At 70.4% G+C, this 16004-nt stretch carries 12 protein-coding genes; 7 read left to right on the top strand and 5 right to left on the bottom strand.

All coding sequences use genetic code 11. The features are described from left to right. Positions 1-77 precede the first annotated feature (77 nt). The gene (locus tag ABIE67_RS40135) at positions 78-1052 is read left to right on the top strand and encodes an acyl-ACP desaturase (protein WP_370266486.1); all 975 of its coding nucleotides are present in this window, start codon (positions 78-80) and stop codon (positions 1050-1052) included. A gap of 528 nt (positions 1053-1580) precedes the next feature. Here the strand turns inward: ABIE67_RS40135 and ABIE67_RS40130 are convergent. After that, positions 1581-1835 (bottom strand): WhiB family transcriptional regulator, encoded by a 255-nt coding sequence (locus tag ABIE67_RS40130; protein ID WP_370266485.1) that lies wholly within the window; start codon positions 1833-1835, stop codon positions 1581-1583. 284 nt (positions 1836-2119) lie between these two features. Here ABIE67_RS40130 and ABIE67_RS40125 point away from each other — a divergent pair, with 284 nt between their 5' ends. Further along, positions 2120-2911, top strand: coding sequence for a VOC family protein (locus ABIE67_RS40125; protein WP_370266484.1), 792 nt, complete (start codon positions 2120-2122; stop codon positions 2909-2911). 116 nt (positions 2912-3027) lie between these two features. Here ABIE67_RS40125 and ABIE67_RS40120 read toward each other — a convergent pair whose 3' ends face one another. Together ABIE67_RS40120 and ABIE67_RS40115 are read right to left on the bottom strand one after the other, a co-directional pair. Further along, positions 3028-4062 carry a LacI family DNA-binding transcriptional regulator gene (locus ABIE67_RS40120; RefSeq protein ID WP_370266483.1) on the bottom strand — a complete coding sequence of 345 codons (1035 nt, stop codon included), beginning with the start codon at positions 4060-4062 and terminating at the stop codon, positions 3028-3030. A 79-nt stretch (positions 4063-4141) separates the two neighbouring features. Then, positions 4142-5143, bottom strand: coding sequence for a multicopper oxidase domain-containing protein (locus tag ABIE67_RS40115; RefSeq protein ID WP_370266482.1), 1002 nt, complete (start codon positions 5141-5143; stop codon positions 4142-4144). Positions 5144-5321: 178 nt separating this feature from the next. On the opposite strand from ABIE67_RS40115, the gene ABIE67_RS40110 reads away from it, so the two are divergent. From ABIE67_RS40110 to ABIE67_RS40095, 4 genes are all read left to right on the top strand, one after another. After that, on the top strand, positions 5322-7799 hold the full coding sequence (locus ABIE67_RS40110; protein WP_370266481.1) for a ThuA domain-containing protein: 2478 nt from the start codon (positions 5322-5324) through the stop codon (positions 7797-7799). A 14-nt stretch (positions 7800-7813) separates the two neighbouring features. After that, positions 7814-10003, top strand: a complete 2190-nt coding sequence (locus ABIE67_RS40105; protein ID WP_370269420.1) for a family 16 glycoside hydrolase — start codon at positions 7814-7816, stop codon at positions 10001-10003. Positions 10004-10271: 268 nt separating this feature from the next. Beyond that, positions 10272-12008, top strand: coding sequence for a hypothetical protein (locus ABIE67_RS40100; RefSeq protein ID WP_370266480.1), 1737 nt, complete (start codon positions 10272-10274; stop codon positions 12006-12008). A 35-nt stretch (positions 12009-12043) separates the two neighbouring features. Continuing rightward, positions 12044-12394, top strand: coding sequence for a hypothetical protein (locus ABIE67_RS40095; protein ID WP_370266479.1), 351 nt, complete (start codon positions 12044-12046; stop codon positions 12392-12394). A gap of 50 nt (positions 12395-12444) precedes the next feature. Here ABIE67_RS40095 and ligD read toward each other — a convergent pair whose 3' ends face one another. Next, a complete protein-coding gene (gene ligD / locus ABIE67_RS40090) occupies positions 12445-13470 on the bottom strand; it encodes a non-homologous end-joining DNA ligase (RefSeq protein ID WP_370266478.1) in 1026 nt (341 codons plus the stop codon). Between the two features lie 75 nt (positions 13471-13545). On the opposite strand from ligD, the gene ABIE67_RS40085 reads away from it, so the two are divergent. Continuing rightward, positions 13546-14616, top strand: coding sequence for an ATP-dependent DNA ligase (locus ABIE67_RS40085; RefSeq protein ID WP_370266477.1), 1071 nt, complete (start codon positions 13546-13548; stop codon positions 14614-14616). A gap of 74 nt (positions 14617-14690) precedes the next feature. On the opposite strand, the gene ABIE67_RS40080 is transcribed toward ABIE67_RS40085, so the two are convergent. Then, positions 14691-15881 (bottom strand): zinc-dependent alcohol dehydrogenase, encoded by a 1191-nt coding sequence (locus ABIE67_RS40080; RefSeq protein WP_370266476.1) that lies wholly within the window; start codon positions 15879-15881, stop codon positions 14691-14693. Positions 15882-16004 lie beyond the last annotated feature (123 nt).

Below are 16004 nucleotides of genomic sequence, written 5' to 3'. Positions count from 1 at the left end.
AGCCTACGATTCCGTAGGTTCCCGGCAACCGCTCGCCGGTCAGTCTTCCCCTTGTTGTGCGTCCCCCTGGAGTTCCCGTGACGATCGCTTCCCCGCACCTCGGTAGTCCTGCCGTCTGGACCGACGCCCGGCTGCTGTACGCCTTGGAGGAAGTGGTCGAGACGGAGCTCAACCGGCATCTGAAGGTCACCAAGGACTGGATGCCGCACGAGTACGTGCCGTGGGGCGACGGCCGCAACTTCCCCGGTTTCTTCGAGGACGGCGAGGCCTGGGAGAAGGGGCAGTCCAAGGTCACCGAGATCGGCCGGATCGCCCTGGTCGTGAACCTGCTCACCGAGGACAACCTCCCCAGCTACCACCACGAGATCGCCTCGCTCTTCGGCCGTGACGGCGCCTGGGGCACCTGGGTGCACCGCTGGACCGCCGAGGAGGGCCGGCACGGCATCGTGATGCGTGACTACCTGCTCGCCTCGCGCGCGGTGGACCCGGACAAGCTGGAGCAGTTCCGCATGGCCCACATGAGCGAGGGCTTCGAGTCCGACAACCGGCACTCGATGCTGCACTCGGTGGCCTACGTCTCCTTCCAGGAGCTCGCGACCCGTGTCTCGCACCGCAACACCGGTCACCAGTCGGGCGACCCGGTCTGCGACCGGATGCTGGCCCGCATCGCGACCGACGAGAACCTGCACATGGTCTTCTACCGCAACCTGCTGAAGGCGGCCTTCGAGCTCGCGCCCGACCTGACGATGCAGGCGGTGCGCGACGTGATCGTGAACTTCCGGATGCCCGGCCACGGCATGCCCGGCTTCGAGCGGGCCGCCGCGCAGATGGCGATCGGCGAGATCTACAACATGCGCATCCATCACGACGACGTCATCCAGCCCGTCCTGCGCTTCCTGAAGGTCATGGAGATCGGCGGCCTCAGCCCCGAGGGTCTCAAGGCCCAGGAGGAACTCGGCCTGTACATGAGCGGCCTGGACGCGGAGGCGTCGAAGTTCGACGAGAAGCTGGCGGCCCGGAAGGCGCGCATGGTGGCGCGCGCCGGTGGCTGACGCGCACCGAGCCCGATGATCGACGGCCGGCCCGCCCTTTTGGCGGGTCGGCGTCGATTTGCCGGTGCGGGGCGTTTGTGGCCTGCGGCTGCTCGGGCTCATCGAGGACGAGCCCGCCGAGCGGGTGCGGATACGGAGCGGGCTGCCCGGATCCGAGCACCCGGAGGTGACCGCGACAGACCCCCGCGCCACCCGAGACCTCGACGCCGGCCGGGACACCCGGGACGCCGGTAACGCCCGCCGCCTCGTCGGCAGAGACCAGCGGCGCGTCCTCCCTGCGGTCCCGCCCGCCGTGGCCGTCGCGGCCATCGCCGCCGCGTCGGATGCCGACGCCCAGGCGTCCCGCGCCTTGCGGCGCCGCAGCCGGCCGACCGACGGTGGAAGGCGGCGAGTTCCTCATCGGCGATGCCGATGCCAATGCCGATGCAGGTGCCGATGGCGCCGCCGTCCCCCATACGGCCCCGCCCCGTTTCAGCGCCCGCCTCTGCTCCACAGGGCCCCCGAACGCAGCCCGCACCTACCGGTCGTTCAGCGTGACGTACGCCTGAGCTCCAGGCGTTCCTTCTCCGACAGGCCGCCCCAGACGCCGAAGCGTTCGTCGTTGTCGAGCGCGTAGTCCAGGCAGGCCGAGCGGATCGGGCACATGCCGCAGATCCGCTTCGCCTCCCGTACGGAGCTGCCCGGCTCGGGGAAGAAGAAGTCCGCCCCGGTCTGCGCGCACAACGCCTCCTGCTGCCAGTCCAGGTCGGGCGAGCTGATCGTTGCGATCGTTTCGATGTGCATGCGCAGGATCGTGCCGGTCGCCGAAAAACGTTCGATCAACGCGGGATCAACGCCGCGCCGCAGGGCCTCCGGCCGACTCGATGGTCCCCCTCCGCGCGGTGCGGCGCACGGCGGCGCGCGGAAACAGTTGAAAGCGCGGAGATCCGCCGTGGTTACCTCCAGTGATCACAACGGCGGCCGCAGCCGACGGCGGCGCTCCGGCAGCGATTGTCAGTGGGCGGTGGAAGACTCGGCAGAGCAGACATCGGCAGAGCTGACAGAGGGACCGTCCGAGGAGGGCGATGATGCTCACCACCCGTTATGTCACCGGCGCGCCGAACTGGATCGACGTCGGCACACCCGACATCGAGGGCGCCGGTTCCTTCTACGGCGGCCTGTTCGGCTGGCGGTTCCAGCCGGGCGGGCCCGAGACCGGCGGTTACGGCCTCTTCCAACTCGACGGCCGAACGGTCGCCGGCGGTATGCAGACCACCGAGGAGCAGGGTCCGCCGTCCTGGACGGTGTACTTCCAGACGCCGGACGCGGACGCCACGGCGAAGGCGGCCGAGCAGGCGCACGGCTCGGTGCTGGTGCAGCCCATGGACGTCATGGACATGGGCCGGATGGCCATCCTCGCCGACAAGGCGGGCGTGGGCTTCGGCCTCTGGCAGCCCGGCACCAACAAGGGGCTCGACCTCGTCCAGGAGCCCGGCTCGCTGTGCTGGCTGGAGCTGTACACGACGGACGTGCCGGCCGCTGCGGGGTTCTACAACGCGACGCTCGGCCTGGAGACCTTCGCCCTCGACTTCTACGGCGGCACCTATACGACGTTCGGGCCGGCCGCGGCCGGGGAGGACGCCATGTTCGGCGGCGTCGTCGACAAGGCCGACGACCCGGCGGAGGCCGAGGGCCCGCCCTACTGGCTGCCGTACTTCGAGGTCACCGACACGGACGCCACGGTCGCCAAGGCCCAGGAGCTGGGCGGCACGGTCCGGATGCCGGGCACGGACCTGCCGGACGTCGGCCGTATCGCCAAGCTCACCGACCCGTACGGGGCGCGCTTCGCGGTGATCAAGAGCGCGCCGACGCGGGGCTGAGGGCGCGACGCAGGACTGAGGGGGCGCCGGCGGGCGTCTCAGCCCGACCGTCGCGACCTTCGCAGCCCCGCAGTGCCGGGCGCCGTGGGCGCTGTGCGGGACTTTCGAAACACCCCCTAGGCGGAAGCGCGTCGAACCAGTGTCGTCGGCAGGACGACACTGGACGGCGCGCCTCCCACCTGCTCACCGGTGTGGCGGTCGACGCCGCGCAGCAGCAGTCGGGCCATCAACCGGCCCATCTCCTCGATGTCCTGACGGACGGTCGTGAGCGCCGGGTCGGTCTGCTCCGCCACCGGAAGCATGTCGTCGAACCCGACGACCGCGACGTCGTCAGGGACCTGCCGCCCCGACGCACGCAGCACCCGCAGCGCACCGGCCGCGGTGAGGTCGTTGGCGGCGAAGACGGCATCGAGGTCCGGGCAGCGTTCGAGAAGCTCCCGCATGGCCCGCTCACCACCGGCCGGCGTGAAATCGCCCTCGGCGATCAGCCGTGGATCGGCATCCACCATGACGTCCCGGTATCCGTCGAGCCGGTCCACCGCCGACGTCTGGTCGAGGGCGCCGGTGATGTGCGCGATGCGCGTTCGGCCGAGGCCGGCGAGGTGGCGTACGGCGTCGCGGGCGCCGCCTCGGTTGTCGCTGTCGACGTACACGACGCCACGCCGGTCGCCGCTCCAGCCGGGCCGTCCGCCGAACACCGTGGGGACGCCGGCGCGCTGGATCAGGCCGGGCAGCGGGTCGTCGAGGTGGAGCGAGAAGACGAGCGCCCCGTCGACATGGCCGCCGGCGAGGTAGCGGCCGACGCGGGCGTGGTCGTCGCGGCCTTCCGTGAGGAGCAGCACGAGCTGGTTGTCGTGGGCCGTCAACTCCTTGCTGATGCCGCGGAGTTGCAGCGCGAAGAAGGGGTCGGCGAAGACGCGGGTCTCCGGTTCGGCGACCACGACGGCGATGGCGTCGTGCCGCCGGGTGACCAGGCTGCGGGCAGCCTGGTTGGGCACGTATCCGAGTTCCTCCACCGCCTTGCGGACCCGCTCCACGAGGGGCTCCCTCACCCCGTCCCCGCCGTTGACGACCCGGGACACGGTGGCCCGCGAGACACCGGCCCGGGCGGCCACGGCCTCCAGGGTGGGGCGCGGGGCGGTTTCGGTCACTTTCGGGCTCCTCGTCGGCGGCTGCGGATCAGGATAGCCGTGGTGAGAGGAGGAGGTGAGAGCGCTCTCGGATGGTCCGTCAGTGCTGGTGCGCCGGCCCCGAGGCCGCCTCATGGCCGTGCTCGTGCGGCTCGTACCCCGGAATCGTCCCGTCCGTCTTCTTCACGAGGAACAGCCCCACCATCCCCATGTCGGAATGGCTCTGGACATGGCAGTGGTACATCCACGCGCCCGCCCCGACCCCCTCCCCCGCGACCACCTGGAAACCGAAGGAGTCCGCCGGGCCCACGATCTTGTTGTCGATGACCTGGCTGGGGTCGTCCGGGCCGGTGAGCATGCCCGTGCGGTTGTCGGCCCAGCGGTGACCGTGCATGTGGAAGGTGTGGTAGTACTCGCCGTGCGTGATCACCACGAACTCGACGCGATCGCCCACCGTGGCCTCGAAGTCGGGACCGCTGTGCGCCGGCTTGTTGTTGATCAGCATGTCGTTGAAGACGATGGTGTGGGTCGCGTCCGGGAGGATGTCGCCCTTGCGCCGGACGATCACCGGCCCGTAGAGGCCCTTGCGGATGCCGCCCGTACCGTGCTCGGTGCCGACGACATGGTCGTGGTAGTGCCAGTAACCGGCGCTGCCCGCCCGCCAGGTGCCGTCCTTGCGGCGACCGGCGGCGTGGGTGCGCCAGGTGTAGGTGCGGGTGCCACCGGGCTCGACGTCGCTCCTGTTGAGCTTCGTGCCGTCGCTGGTGATCTCGTAGTCGAGGCCGTGGACATGCAGGCTGACCGGTACGTCCATCGTGTTCTCGAACTCGATGTGCACGGTGTCGCCCTCGTTGACCTCGATCAGCGGGCCTGGGATCGTCGCCTTGCCCTTCTCGAAGCCGTAGCCCATCTGCCCGTCGGCGAGCTTCTCGGCGTACAGCTTGAGATGCCTGACCTCGCCACCGGCCGGGGCGGTCTTCGGGGGCGTCTCGGCGCTCACGGCCTCGGGCACCGACGCCAGGGACAACGATGTCGCGGCGGTCGCGCCGCCCAGCAGCACACGTCTGTTGAAGGTACGCCTGTCGAAGCTGCGTCTGTTCATGCCGAACTCCCAGCGGCGGTAAGGAAATTACGGGGATGAACCGGTGAGACGGTACCGGTCGATCTCCCGTTTATCCACACTCAGGACAAAGTTGGTCCCAGTACGGCCATAGGTATTGGCGAGTCGTTCAAAGGGGTCTAGCTTCCTTGTCGCTGTTGCTGTGACCGTGGAGGTGCCCATGCACTTACGAGGGTTGAGCACGAGAAGACAGACCTGGGTGGCCGCTGTGACCACCGGGATCGTCGCCGCCGGGCTGATGTCCGCCCCGGCCGCCGACGCGCGCCCGGCCCCGGAGCCACCCCTGACAACGATGTCCGTCAAGTCGCCGCCGGGCGGCGCGAATGTCCGGGTGCTCATCTTCTACGGCTCCGCGGCCGCCGGCGACGAGTCGCCGCTGGTGAACGCCGGCATCGGGGCGATCGAGAAGATCGGCCTTTCGGGCCCGGCCGACCAGCGTTTCAGGATCGAGGCCACGAACGACGCCTCGGTCTTCACCAACGAGACCAGACTGGGCCGTTTCAACGCCATCGTGTTCCTCACCGGCGGCGGCGATGTCCTCGACCCCGAGCAGGAGGCGGGCCTGGAGGCCTACATGGAGGCGGGCGGCGGTTTCGTCGGCATCCATGACGCGGCCCGCGCGGAGCCGTACTCCGACTGGTTCACCGGTCTCGTCGGCGCCCGCCCGGCGGCCGGCGGCCCGACGAACGTACAGCGGGCCGTCGTCGAGGTCGGTGACCGGCAGCACCCGGCCACCAAGGAACTGCCGGTGCAGTGGAAACGGCCGGACAAGTGGCTGAACTGGGCCAAGAACCCCTCGGGCGCGGTGCACACCGTCGCCCGGGTACGGGAGTCGACCTACCAGCCGGGCACGGGCGCCAACGGCTGGGACCACCCGGTGAGTTGGTGCCGTGACTACGACGGCGGCCGCTCCTTCTACACCGGCATGGGCGGCACGGTGTCGTCGTACGACGAGAGCGACTTCCGTACGCATCTGCGCGGCGCCCTGCTGTGGACCACCCGGCTGGTGCAAGCCGACTGCAAGGCCACCATCACCGGCAACTACAAGGCCGAGCGTCTCACCCAGCCCAACCAGCCGGGCCGGAACGACCAGATCGGCGAGCCGCACGGCCTGGTCACGGCGCCCGACGGACGGGTGTTCTACATCGGCCGGGGCGGTGCCGACTCCTCCCAGCCGGTGATCACCGACTGGAACAACCCGGACATCGGCAAGGGCAGGGGCGAGATCCACGTCTACGACCCGAAGACCGAGAAGGTCACTCTGGCCGGGGCGTTGACCGTCTTCGGCAACAAGGGCGGCGGTGACGAACTGACCAAGGTCGAGGAGGGGCTCCTCGGCATCGAGCTCGACCCGCGCTTCGAGGACAACGGCTGGGTGTATCTGCACTACACCCCGCACTCGCAGATCAACCGGGACACACGGATGGCCGAGCGACGCGTCTCCCGCTTCACGCTCGACCTCGCGACGAACAAGCTGGACCTGAGCAGTGAGAAGGTGCTGCTCAAGTGGCCGGTTCAGGTCCACAGTTGCTGCCACTCGGGCGGCGGGATGGCCTGGGACTCCAAGGGCAACCTGTACATCGCGACCGGCGACAACAACTCCAGTGGCTTCAGCGGCGGTTACTCGGGCAACAACCCCGAGCCCGACTACAAGGGCGTGTCCTTCGCCGACGCGCGCCGCACCGCCGGCAACACCAACAACCTCAACGGCAAGATCCTGCGCATCCACCCGGAGCCGGACGGCACGTACACGCTGCCGGAGGGCAACCTCTTCACCGGCAGGGAGACCGACGAGGGCGGCGGCAAGACACGCGGCGAGATCTATGTGATGGGGGTCAGGAACCCCGCTCGCATCTCCGTCGACCAGCGGACCGACGTCCTGTACGCGGGCTGGGTCGGCCCGGACGCCTCGGCGCCCTCCACCACCTGGGGCCCGGCGAAGTACGACACGTTCGCCGTCATCACCAAGGCGGGCAACCGGGGCTGGCCGTACTGCATGGGCAACAAGCAGCCCTACCGGGACCGCAATCTGCCCGACCCGACGAAACCGCTGGGCTGGTACGACTGCGACCACCCGAAGAACGAGTCGCCGAACAACGACGGCCTCGTCAACCTCCCGCCGGTCACCGGCAACAACATCTGGTACTCGCCCCAGGGCGGCGCCCCGGACTTCCCGCGCGACGCGAACGGCGTCCCGTCGTACAAGCAGGAGGAGGCCACCTATGGGCTGCCGTGGCTCAAGGGCGGCGGTCAGGCGGCGATGAACGGGCCGGTGTACCGGTACGACGCGGCGGGCGGCGGTGAGACCAGGTGGCCGGCCTACTGGGACGGCAAGTGGTTCGTCGGCGACTTCTACGACGCCGACCAGCCGCGCAACGCGGTGATCACCGACCCGAAGACGCATGGTGACGGCGGTCTGCCGGTCCACTCGGAGTCGCTGAAGAAGATCGTGCCGACCGGCAACGACGGCATCAAGAACCTCATGGACTGGAAGTTCGGTCCGGACGGTGCGCTGTATGTGCTCGACTACGGCCGCGGCTTCTTCACCTCGGACGCCAAGTCGGCGCTGTGGCGGGTCACTTACACGGGCGGCGCACCGACTCCGGCCGCCGACCAGCTGGCGAGGGGGACGCAGTGACACGGCAACGAAGAATGTGGGCGGCCCTGTTGGCCGCGCTGCTCGTGGTGCTCGGACTGCAGCCGTTGCCCGCGACCGGACAGCCACAGCCCCAGCCTCAGGCGGCGGCCGCACAGGTCCTCACCTGGACCGCCGGTGACGACATCACCAAGTACGCCTCGGCGCCCGCGACCGCCGTGGCGGGCACGACGACGATCGTCTTCGAGAACAGCACGGCGACCGGCAACACCACCGGGATGCCGCACACGTTGACGTTCGACACGTCCGACCCGGAGTACAACAACGACGTCCAGCTGAACATCCTCGCCAACCCGAACGACGACCAGGGCGGCCGCCACACCGCCGAGGTCACGCTCACCCCCGGCCGGTACCGCTACTACTGCACGATCCCCGGCCACGGGCAGATGCAGGGCATCCTCGTGGTGACCGAGGGCAGCGGCGAGGACACGACCGCACCCGAGGCCTCGGCGCACGTCAGCGGGACGCAGAACTCACAGGGCCAGTACGTCGGTTCGGCGAGCGTGGCGATCCACGCCACCGACGAGGAGGGCGGCTCCGGGGTCGACCGCGTCGAGTACGCGATCGGTGACGCGGGCGCCTGGCAGCCGTACACCACCCCGGTCGTCGTCGACCAGGTCGGCGACCACATGATCCGCTACCGCGCCCTGGACAAGGCGGGGAACGTCTCGGCGGAGAAGAACGTGGCGTTCACGGTGGTGCCGCCGCCCACCGAGGACACGACCGCGCCGGAGACCTCGGCGACGGTGAGCGGTGAGCAGAACTCCGACGGCACGTATGTCGACATGGCGACCGTCACTGTCTCCGCCTCCGACACCGGTTCCGGCGTCAACACCATCGAGTACGCGATCGGCTCCGGCGTCTGGCAGCCGTACACCGCGCCCGTGATGGTGCACGAGGCCGGCAGCCATACGGTGCGCTACCGGGCCACCGACAAGGCGGGGAACGTCTCGGCGGAGAAGAACGTGCAGTTCACGGTCGTGGCGGCGCCCCAACCGGACACGACCCCGCCGGTGACCGGTGTGACGGTCGAGGGCACCAGAAACTCGGACGGGGCGTACATCGGCAACGCCAAGGTGACCGTCACGGCGACCGACGAGCACCACGGCTCCGGTGTCGACCGGATCGAGTACTCGATCGACGGCGGGCCGTATCTCGCGTACGGCGCCCCGGTGGTCGTCGACCGCGCCGGCACGCACACGCTCGCCTACCGGGCCACCGACAAGGCGGGCAACACCGCCGCGGCCCGCACGGTGACCTTCACCGTGGTGTCCGGCCAGGTACCGGCGCCCAACTGCCCGGAGTTCGACGAGCGGTTGACCGTGATCGTCGGAGCGGTCGACTCGGGTGTCCCCAACCGGCTCACCAACAGCCGGTGCCGGATCAACGAGTTGATCGAGGACGAGAAGGAGTGGACGTCCCACGCGCTGTTCCTCAAGCACGTGACGACGGTCCTGGACGATCTCCTCAGGGAAGGGGTCGTCGACCAGCGCGAGTACACCGCCGTCCGGAAGGCCGCCCGGCAGTCCGGGATCGGCAAGCCCGGCCAGACCGAGGGCTACCGCACGATCCTCGACGGGAGCGCGGAGTCGTTCGCCAAGTGGCAGCAGGTGGGCGGCGGTTCGTTCGCGCCGAACGGTGACGGCTCGATCACGAGCGGCACCAGCAAGCCGGGGCTGGGCATGCTGTGGTTCCCGGAGCGGAAGTACGGCGACTTCTCGCTCAAGCTCCAGTGGCGCGACGACGCTCCCGGCAGCGGCAACGCCAACTCCGGGGTCTTCGTCCGCTTCCCGTGGGTCCACGACCACCCCGAGGAGCCACGGCCGGAGTGGGTCGCCATCAAGTACGGGCACGAGGTGCAGGTGCTCGACCGGCCTGACGGCGACATGTACAAGACAGGTTCGGTCTACGGCTTCGACCGGGTGGGGCTCGCCGGTGCGGGCGTCACCCAGAAGGGCACGTGGAACGACTACGAGATCCGCGTGGTCGACCAGCACTACTCGGTCTACCGCAACGGTGTCCTGATCAACGAGTTCGACAACATCGGCGGTCAGGACTTCGTTCCGCCCCGCTCGGACGACCCGGGCACGGACGGGCGCCGGTTCGCCTCCGGCTATGTCGGTCTCCAGGTGCACGGTACGACGGATGTGGTCTCGTACCGGGACATCCGGATCAAGGAGCTCTAGCCAGGGTTCCCGCACGGCCCCTTGTCAGTGGCGTACGGCATGCTGTCGATCAGTGGCAGCCGCCGTGCGCCACTGCGCAGGGCCTGTCTGACAATTCCCGTCGTCCGCCCGTAGGGCGGGCCCCGCGGCGCATGGTGCGTGCGATCGCAAGGCGCCGGAGCGTCCGCGTGGCGGAGCCACGTGGGCGGTTCGGCAACGCGGCGAGCGTGCGTGCCATGCGCCGCGGGGCAGGCGGGAACTGTCAGACAGGCCCTAAGGGAGGAAAGACGTGTTCACGGGAATCGACGACGTCGACTGGGCGTCGATGGGGCATGCGTACACCGACTCGGCGACAGATGTGCCGGACCTGCTGCGGGATCTGGCCTCGGACGACCCGGCCCGTCGGGAGATCGCGCTCGACGGTATGTACGGGGCGTTGCACCACCAGGGCGATGTGTACGACAGCACGGTCGCCTGCATACCGTTCCTCTTCGAGCTCGTGATCACCGAGGCGGTCGCCGACCGGGGTGCGGTCGTGCGTCTGTTGTGCAGCATCGCGGGTGAGCGGGAACCCGACCCGAAGGAGATCGGGGGCCTCTTCGAGGACGAGGAGGAGGACGCCGCGTTCGTCCGGCCTTTCCTGGACGCCTGGGCCACGGTCCGGGGGCGCGCGGACGTCTTCCTCGGGCTGCTCGCGGATCCGGACGCCGAGGTGCGTGCGGCGGCCGCAGCGGCGCTGGCCCATGTGCATCCGGATCCTGCCCGTGTCCTGGGCTCGCTGCGGGAGCGGCTGACCGTCGAGCGGGATCCGGACGCCGTGGGCGGGCTCGTCCACGCGATCGGCAGGCTGGGTGCCGACCACCGGGACGCGCTCGGAGCCGAGGCGGGCGCGGTACTGCGGGAGGTCGTGACGGTCGCGTCCCACCCGGAGCAGCGGCTGGCGGGTCTGGTCCAACTGGCGCGCTGCGGGGCCACGTCACTGCCCGCGGACCTGGTGGAGACCGTCCTGGACATCATGCGGCTCGCGCACGAGCAGGACGAGGCCGGGCAGGACGACGCCGGGCACGAGCGCCCGGCCGCGCCGGAGCGGCCCCGCACGGACACGATGGTGTCGTACCTGCGCGAGCTCGAGGCCACACAACGGCGTGGCGTCGACGCCTCCATGGCCGGCGACCTGCTGGAGGAGCTGCACCTGGCCCTCGGTGATCACACAGAGCCCAGATTCGATCTCCTCGTCGGGCAGTTGCAGACCCCGGACTGGGGACAGCGCATGGCCGCGGTCGACATGGCGGGCACGCTGCTGACGGGGTGGCGGGCACCGAACGACCTGCCGGTCGCGCTGCTCGCCCGCCAGTTGGTCGAGGACGAACCCCGGCTCTCACAGCGTGCCCTGACCGAGCTGTGCCACGTGGCTCCGATCGCGCGGGTCATCGCCGACGTCCTCGCGGTGTGCGTACGGGAGTGGGACGACACCTGGGAGCCGGGCGACTGGGAGGGGACCCTCTTCGGCAAGGCGCTGGAGGCGCTCGCGCTTCAGGGCGACGCACGGGCCGTCCCCGCACTGGCCGAGGTGCTGGCGCGGGACGGAACCGTCCCGGAGGGCCTGGGCACGTGGGTCGAGAGGATCGGCCCCGAGGCCGCGGCACCGCTGGGGCCGGAGCTGCACCGCCGGCTCATGGCACTGCCGTCCGGCCACGGCGGTCCCGCACGGGAACGGCTGGTCGGCGCCCTCGGTGCGCTTCCTGTGCCGAGTCCCTGCCGCTCCTCGTCAGGATGGTGGAGCCCGGGATCGGGCGCATGCGCATGTGGTCACTGGCGCGCGCTCTCACCCGGTACGGGTCGGCGGCGGCAGCCGAAGCGGGGCCACGGTTGCGGGAGTTGGTCGCCACGGCGTCGGTGCCGTTGGAGATCCGGCTGGACGCGGCGGCGGCGCTGTCGGCGGTGGGCGGCGAGGGCGAGCCCCTCCTCCCCCTGGTTCGGCAAGGCCTGCAGTCGGACAGGTGGCTGGAGCTGTCTCCGGCCCTGAAGGCCACTGCCGCACTGGGCCCGGTCGCCGCGCCGTTGGCTCCGCGGCTGCGGGACCTGCTCGCGGCGCACGACGCGCATACGGACGTGATCGTGGCGCTGTGGAAGACCATCCGGGACGTGGACGAGGTGCTGCCGAGGCTGCTCGACAAGTGGGCGGCCTCCCCGGGAACCCGGCCGACCGTCACCGCCTGCCTGATCGAGATGGGGCCCGCGGCCGCACCGGCCCTCCCCCTGATACGCGAGGAGCTGTTCTCCCCACGGCGCCACAGCAACGACCGGCGTGGCGACGACAGTTCCAGCATGAGCATGCGTTATGACGTCGCGGCGGACGAGGGGCTGCTGAGGGACTGCCATCGGCTGGTGACGCTCGCCGGGCCGGCCTAGGGGGTGTTTCGCAAGCACCGTGGGTGCTGTGCGGGAGATTCGAACACCCCCTAGTCCGTCCCGCCCGGTTCCTTCTTCGCGCGGCTCGGCTGTACCCGCTTGGGCTCACCCGGCATCTTCGGATACTCGGGCGGGTACGGCAGATCGCCCAGTCCGTGGTCGCGTTCGTCCTTGTTGGCCAGCTCCAGGAGCGCGTCCAGCGAGAAGCGGTGGTCGTCCATGTCCGCGTGCACGTCGCCGAGTTCGCCGAACCGTGCGGGCATGGTCGCGATGTCGAAGTCCTGGGGGTGGGCGACCCCCACCTCCTCCCAGCGCAGGGGCGCCGAGACGGGGGCGTGCGGGCGGGGCCGTACGGAATAGGCGGAGGCGATGGTGCGGTCGCGGGCCGTCTGGTTGTAGTCGACGAAGATGCGCTCGCCCCGCTCCTCCTTCCACCACTTGATCGTCACCTGCTCCGGCATCCGGCGTTCCAGCTCCCGCCCGACCGCGATGGCGGCCCGCCGGACCTGGGTGAACGTCCAGCGCGGTTCGATGGGCACGAAGACGTGCAGGCCGCGCCCGCCGGAGGTCTTGGGCCAGCCCCGCAGACCGCCGAACTCGTCGAGTACGGCGCGCAGTTCGTGGGCGGCACGGACGGCGTCGTCGAAGTCGGTGCCGGGCTGCGGGTCGAGGTCGAGGCGGAGTTCGTCGGGACGGTCGACGTCGTCGCGGCGGACCGGCCAGGGGTGGAAGGTGAGCGTGCCGTACTGGGCGGCCCACAGGACGGCGGCCTCCTCGGTGGGGCACATCTCGTCGGCGCTTCGGCCGCTGGGGAAGGTGATGTGGGCGGTGGGGATCCAGTCGGGCATGCTCTTGGGCGCCCGCTTCTGGTAGAACCACTCGCCGGTCACGCCGTCCGGGTAGCGCTCCAGGGTGGTGGGCCGGTTGCGCAGGGCGCGCAGGATGCCGGGGCCGACGGCGATGTAGTAGCGGGCGAGGTCCAGCTTGGTGAAGCCGCGCTCGGGGAAGAAGACCTTGCCCGGGTTGGACAGGCGCACGGTCCGGCCGCCCGCTTCCAGTTCCACCGCTTCGCCCATGCGAGCCACGGTAGGCGGACCCGGCACACCTCGCACACCGGGCGGCAGCAGCCGTATGCGAGCAGAATCGACAGCATGGACCTGCCGGTGATGCCGCCCGTGAAGCCGATGCTCGCCAAGTCGGTGGCGAAGATCCCGCCGGGCATGCAGTACGAGGCGAAGTGGGACGGGTTCCGGGCGATCGTGTTCCGCGACCGGGACGAGGTCGAGCTCGGGAGCCGTACAGGAAAGCCGCTGACCAGGTACTTTCCCGAGTTGGTGGCGGGGCTGAAGGAGCGGTTGCCCGAGCGGTGCGTGCTGGACGGGGAGATCGTCATCGCCCGCGAGGGGCGGCTGGACTTCGACGCGCTCACCGAGCGCATCCACCCGGCCGACTCCCGGGTGCGGATGCTGGCCGAGCGGACCCCGGCGTCGTTCGTGGTGTTCGACCTGCTGGCGCTGGCGGACGAGTCGCTGCTGGAGGTCCCGCTGGCGGATCGCCGGGCGCGGCTCACCCTGGCGTTGTCCGGGGTGACGGCCCCGGTGCACGTGGCGCCGGCGACCACCGACATCGACACGGCCCAGGGGTGGTTCGAGCAGTACGAGGGGGCGGGTCTGGACGGTGTCATCGCCAAGCCGCTCACCCTGCGCTACCGCCAGGACGAGCGGGCCATGTTCAAGATCAAGCACGAGCGGACGGCGGACGTCGTCGTCGCGGGTTACCGCCTCCACAAGAGCGGGCCGATCGTGGGTTCCCTGCTGCTCGGTCTCTACGACGACCGGGGCGCCCTCCAGCATGTGGGCGTGTCGGCGGCCTTCCCCATGAAGCGGCGCGCCGAGCTGATCGAGGAGCTGGAGCCGCTGCGCATGGCGGATGTCGCGGGGCACCCGTGGGGAGCCTGGGCCGACGAGGCGGCCCATGAGTCGGCCCGGCTGCCGGGTGCGCCGAGCCGCTGGTCGGGCAAGAAGGATCTGTCCTGGGTGCCGCTGAGACCGGAGTGGGTGGCCGAGGTCGCGTACGACCACATGGAGAACGGGGCGCGCTTCCGGCACACGGCCCGTTTCCGCCGCTGGCGCCCGGACCGGGCCCCCGAGAGCTGCACGTACGCGCAGTTGGAGGAGCCGGTCCGCTACGACCTGGCGGAGATCTTCGCGCCGCAGGTCTGACGAGTTCGCGCCGCAGGCCGGACCGGTTCAGACCTCGTGTCGAGTTGTCGAGTCGTCGGGTTGTCGAGCGGGAGTCAGGGCTTCATCAGCACCTTGATCGCGCCCTCTTCCTTGCGCTGGAACATCTCGTACGCGTGCGGGGCGTCGCTCAGCGGCACGCGGTGCGTGGCGAAGTCGTCGACGCCGAGGGGATCCTCGTCCGTCAGGTAGGGCAGGATGTCGTCGCTCCAGCGGCGCACGTTGGCCTGCCCCATCCGGATCTGGATCTGCTTGTCGAACAGGGTGAGCAGCGGGATCGGGTCCGTCATACCGCCGTACACGCCGGACAGGGAGATCGTGCCGCCGCGCCGCACCAGGTCGATGGCGGTGTAGAGGGCGGCGAGCCGGTCGATGCTGAAGCGTTCGGCGAAGGGGCCGCTGATCTTGCGGGGCAGCATCGCCGAGGCCGACTGGGCCAGCCTGGCGGCCGCGCTGCCGTGGGCCTCGGTGCCGACGGCGTCGATCACGGCGTCGGGGCCACGGCCGTCCGTCGCGTCACGGATGGCCGCCACGAGCTCCTTCTCGTCGTCGAAGCTCCTGAGGTCGTACGTCTCGACGCCCCGTCCACGCGCCCGCCGCAGCCGCTCGGACACCAGGTCCACGCCGATCACCCGCCCGGCGCCCTGCACCTGGGCGACCCGGCAGGCCATGTCGCCGATGGGGCCGAGGCCGAGCACGGCGACGCTGCCCCCTTGCGGGACCTCGGCGTAGCGGACCGCCTGCCAGGCGGTGGGCAGGACGTCGGAGAGGTAGACGAACCGGTCGTCGTCCGGTCCTTCCGGGATCTTGATCGGGCCGTACTGCGCCTGCGGGACGCGCAGGTACTCGGCCTGGGCGCCCGGCACCGCGCCGTACAGGCGGGTGTAGCCGAACAGGGCCGCGCCCATGCCCTCGCCGGTGACCTGGGTGGTCTCGCACTGGGTCGGCAGCCCGGTCAGGCACATCCAGCAGTTGCCGCAGGCGATCTGGAACGGCACCACGACCCGGTCGCCCGCCTGCAGGTCCGGCACCCCGGCGCCGACCTCCTCGACGATGCCCATCGGCTCGTGACCGAGGATGTCCCCCGGTGTCATGAACGGTGTCAGTACCTCGTACAAGTGCAGGTCGGAGCCGCACAGCCCGGTGGACGTGATGCGGATGACCGCGTCCGTCGGCTCCTGGATCGTCGGATCGGGCACGTTCTCCACGCGCACGTCGCGCTTGCCCTGCCAGGTCACTGCCCTCATCGCCCCGCGCTCCCTCCGTGGCGTGTGCGTCCGCTGGTGCGGTGGGCGCCGGGTACCCGGCGCTCCGCCGCCGAATCGCTCGGACCGGCCGGCGGTCGACGGCCGGTCCGAGCGATTCGGCGG

The organism is Streptomyces sp. V4I8 (genome assembly GCF_041261225.1).
Taxonomy (GTDB): Bacteria; Actinomycetota; Actinomycetes; order Streptomycetales; family Streptomycetaceae; genus Streptomyces.
The sequence above is the reverse complement of the archived record's forward strand: the minus strand, read 5'-3'. Positions and strand labels throughout refer to the sequence as shown.

Excerpts from the sequence above, each read along its gene's own strand:
- ABIE67_RS40130 (WP_370266485.1), bottom strand. The coding sequence starts at position 1,835 with ATGCACATCGAAACGATCGCAACGATCAGCTCGCCCGACCTGGACTGG.
- ABIE67_RS40125 (WP_370266484.1), top strand. The coding sequence starts at position 2,120 with ATGCTCACCACCCGTTATGTCACCGGCGCGCCGAACTGGATCGACGTC.
- ABIE67_RS40115 (WP_370266482.1), bottom strand. The coding sequence starts at position 5,143 with ATGAACAGACGCAGCTTCGACAGGCGTACCTTCAACAGACGTGTGCTG.
- ABIE67_RS40110 (WP_370266481.1), top strand. The coding sequence starts at position 5,322 with ATGCACTTACGAGGGTTGAGCACGAGAAGACAGACCTGGGTGGCCGCT.
- ABIE67_RS40105 (WP_370269420.1), top strand. The coding sequence starts at position 7,814 with ATGTGGGCGGCCCTGTTGGCCGCGCTGCTCGTGGTGCTCGGACTGCAG.
- ligD (WP_370266478.1), bottom strand. The coding sequence starts at position 13,470 with ATGGGCGAAGCGGTGGAACTGGAAGCGGGCGGCCGGACCGTGCGCCTG.
- ABIE67_RS40085 (WP_370266477.1), top strand. The coding sequence starts at position 13,546 with ATGGACCTGCCGGTGATGCCGCCCGTGAAGCCGATGCTCGCCAAGTCG.
- ABIE67_RS40080 (WP_370266476.1), bottom strand. The coding sequence starts at position 15,881 with ATGAGGGCAGTGACCTGGCAGGGCAAGCGCGACGTGCGCGTGGAGAAC.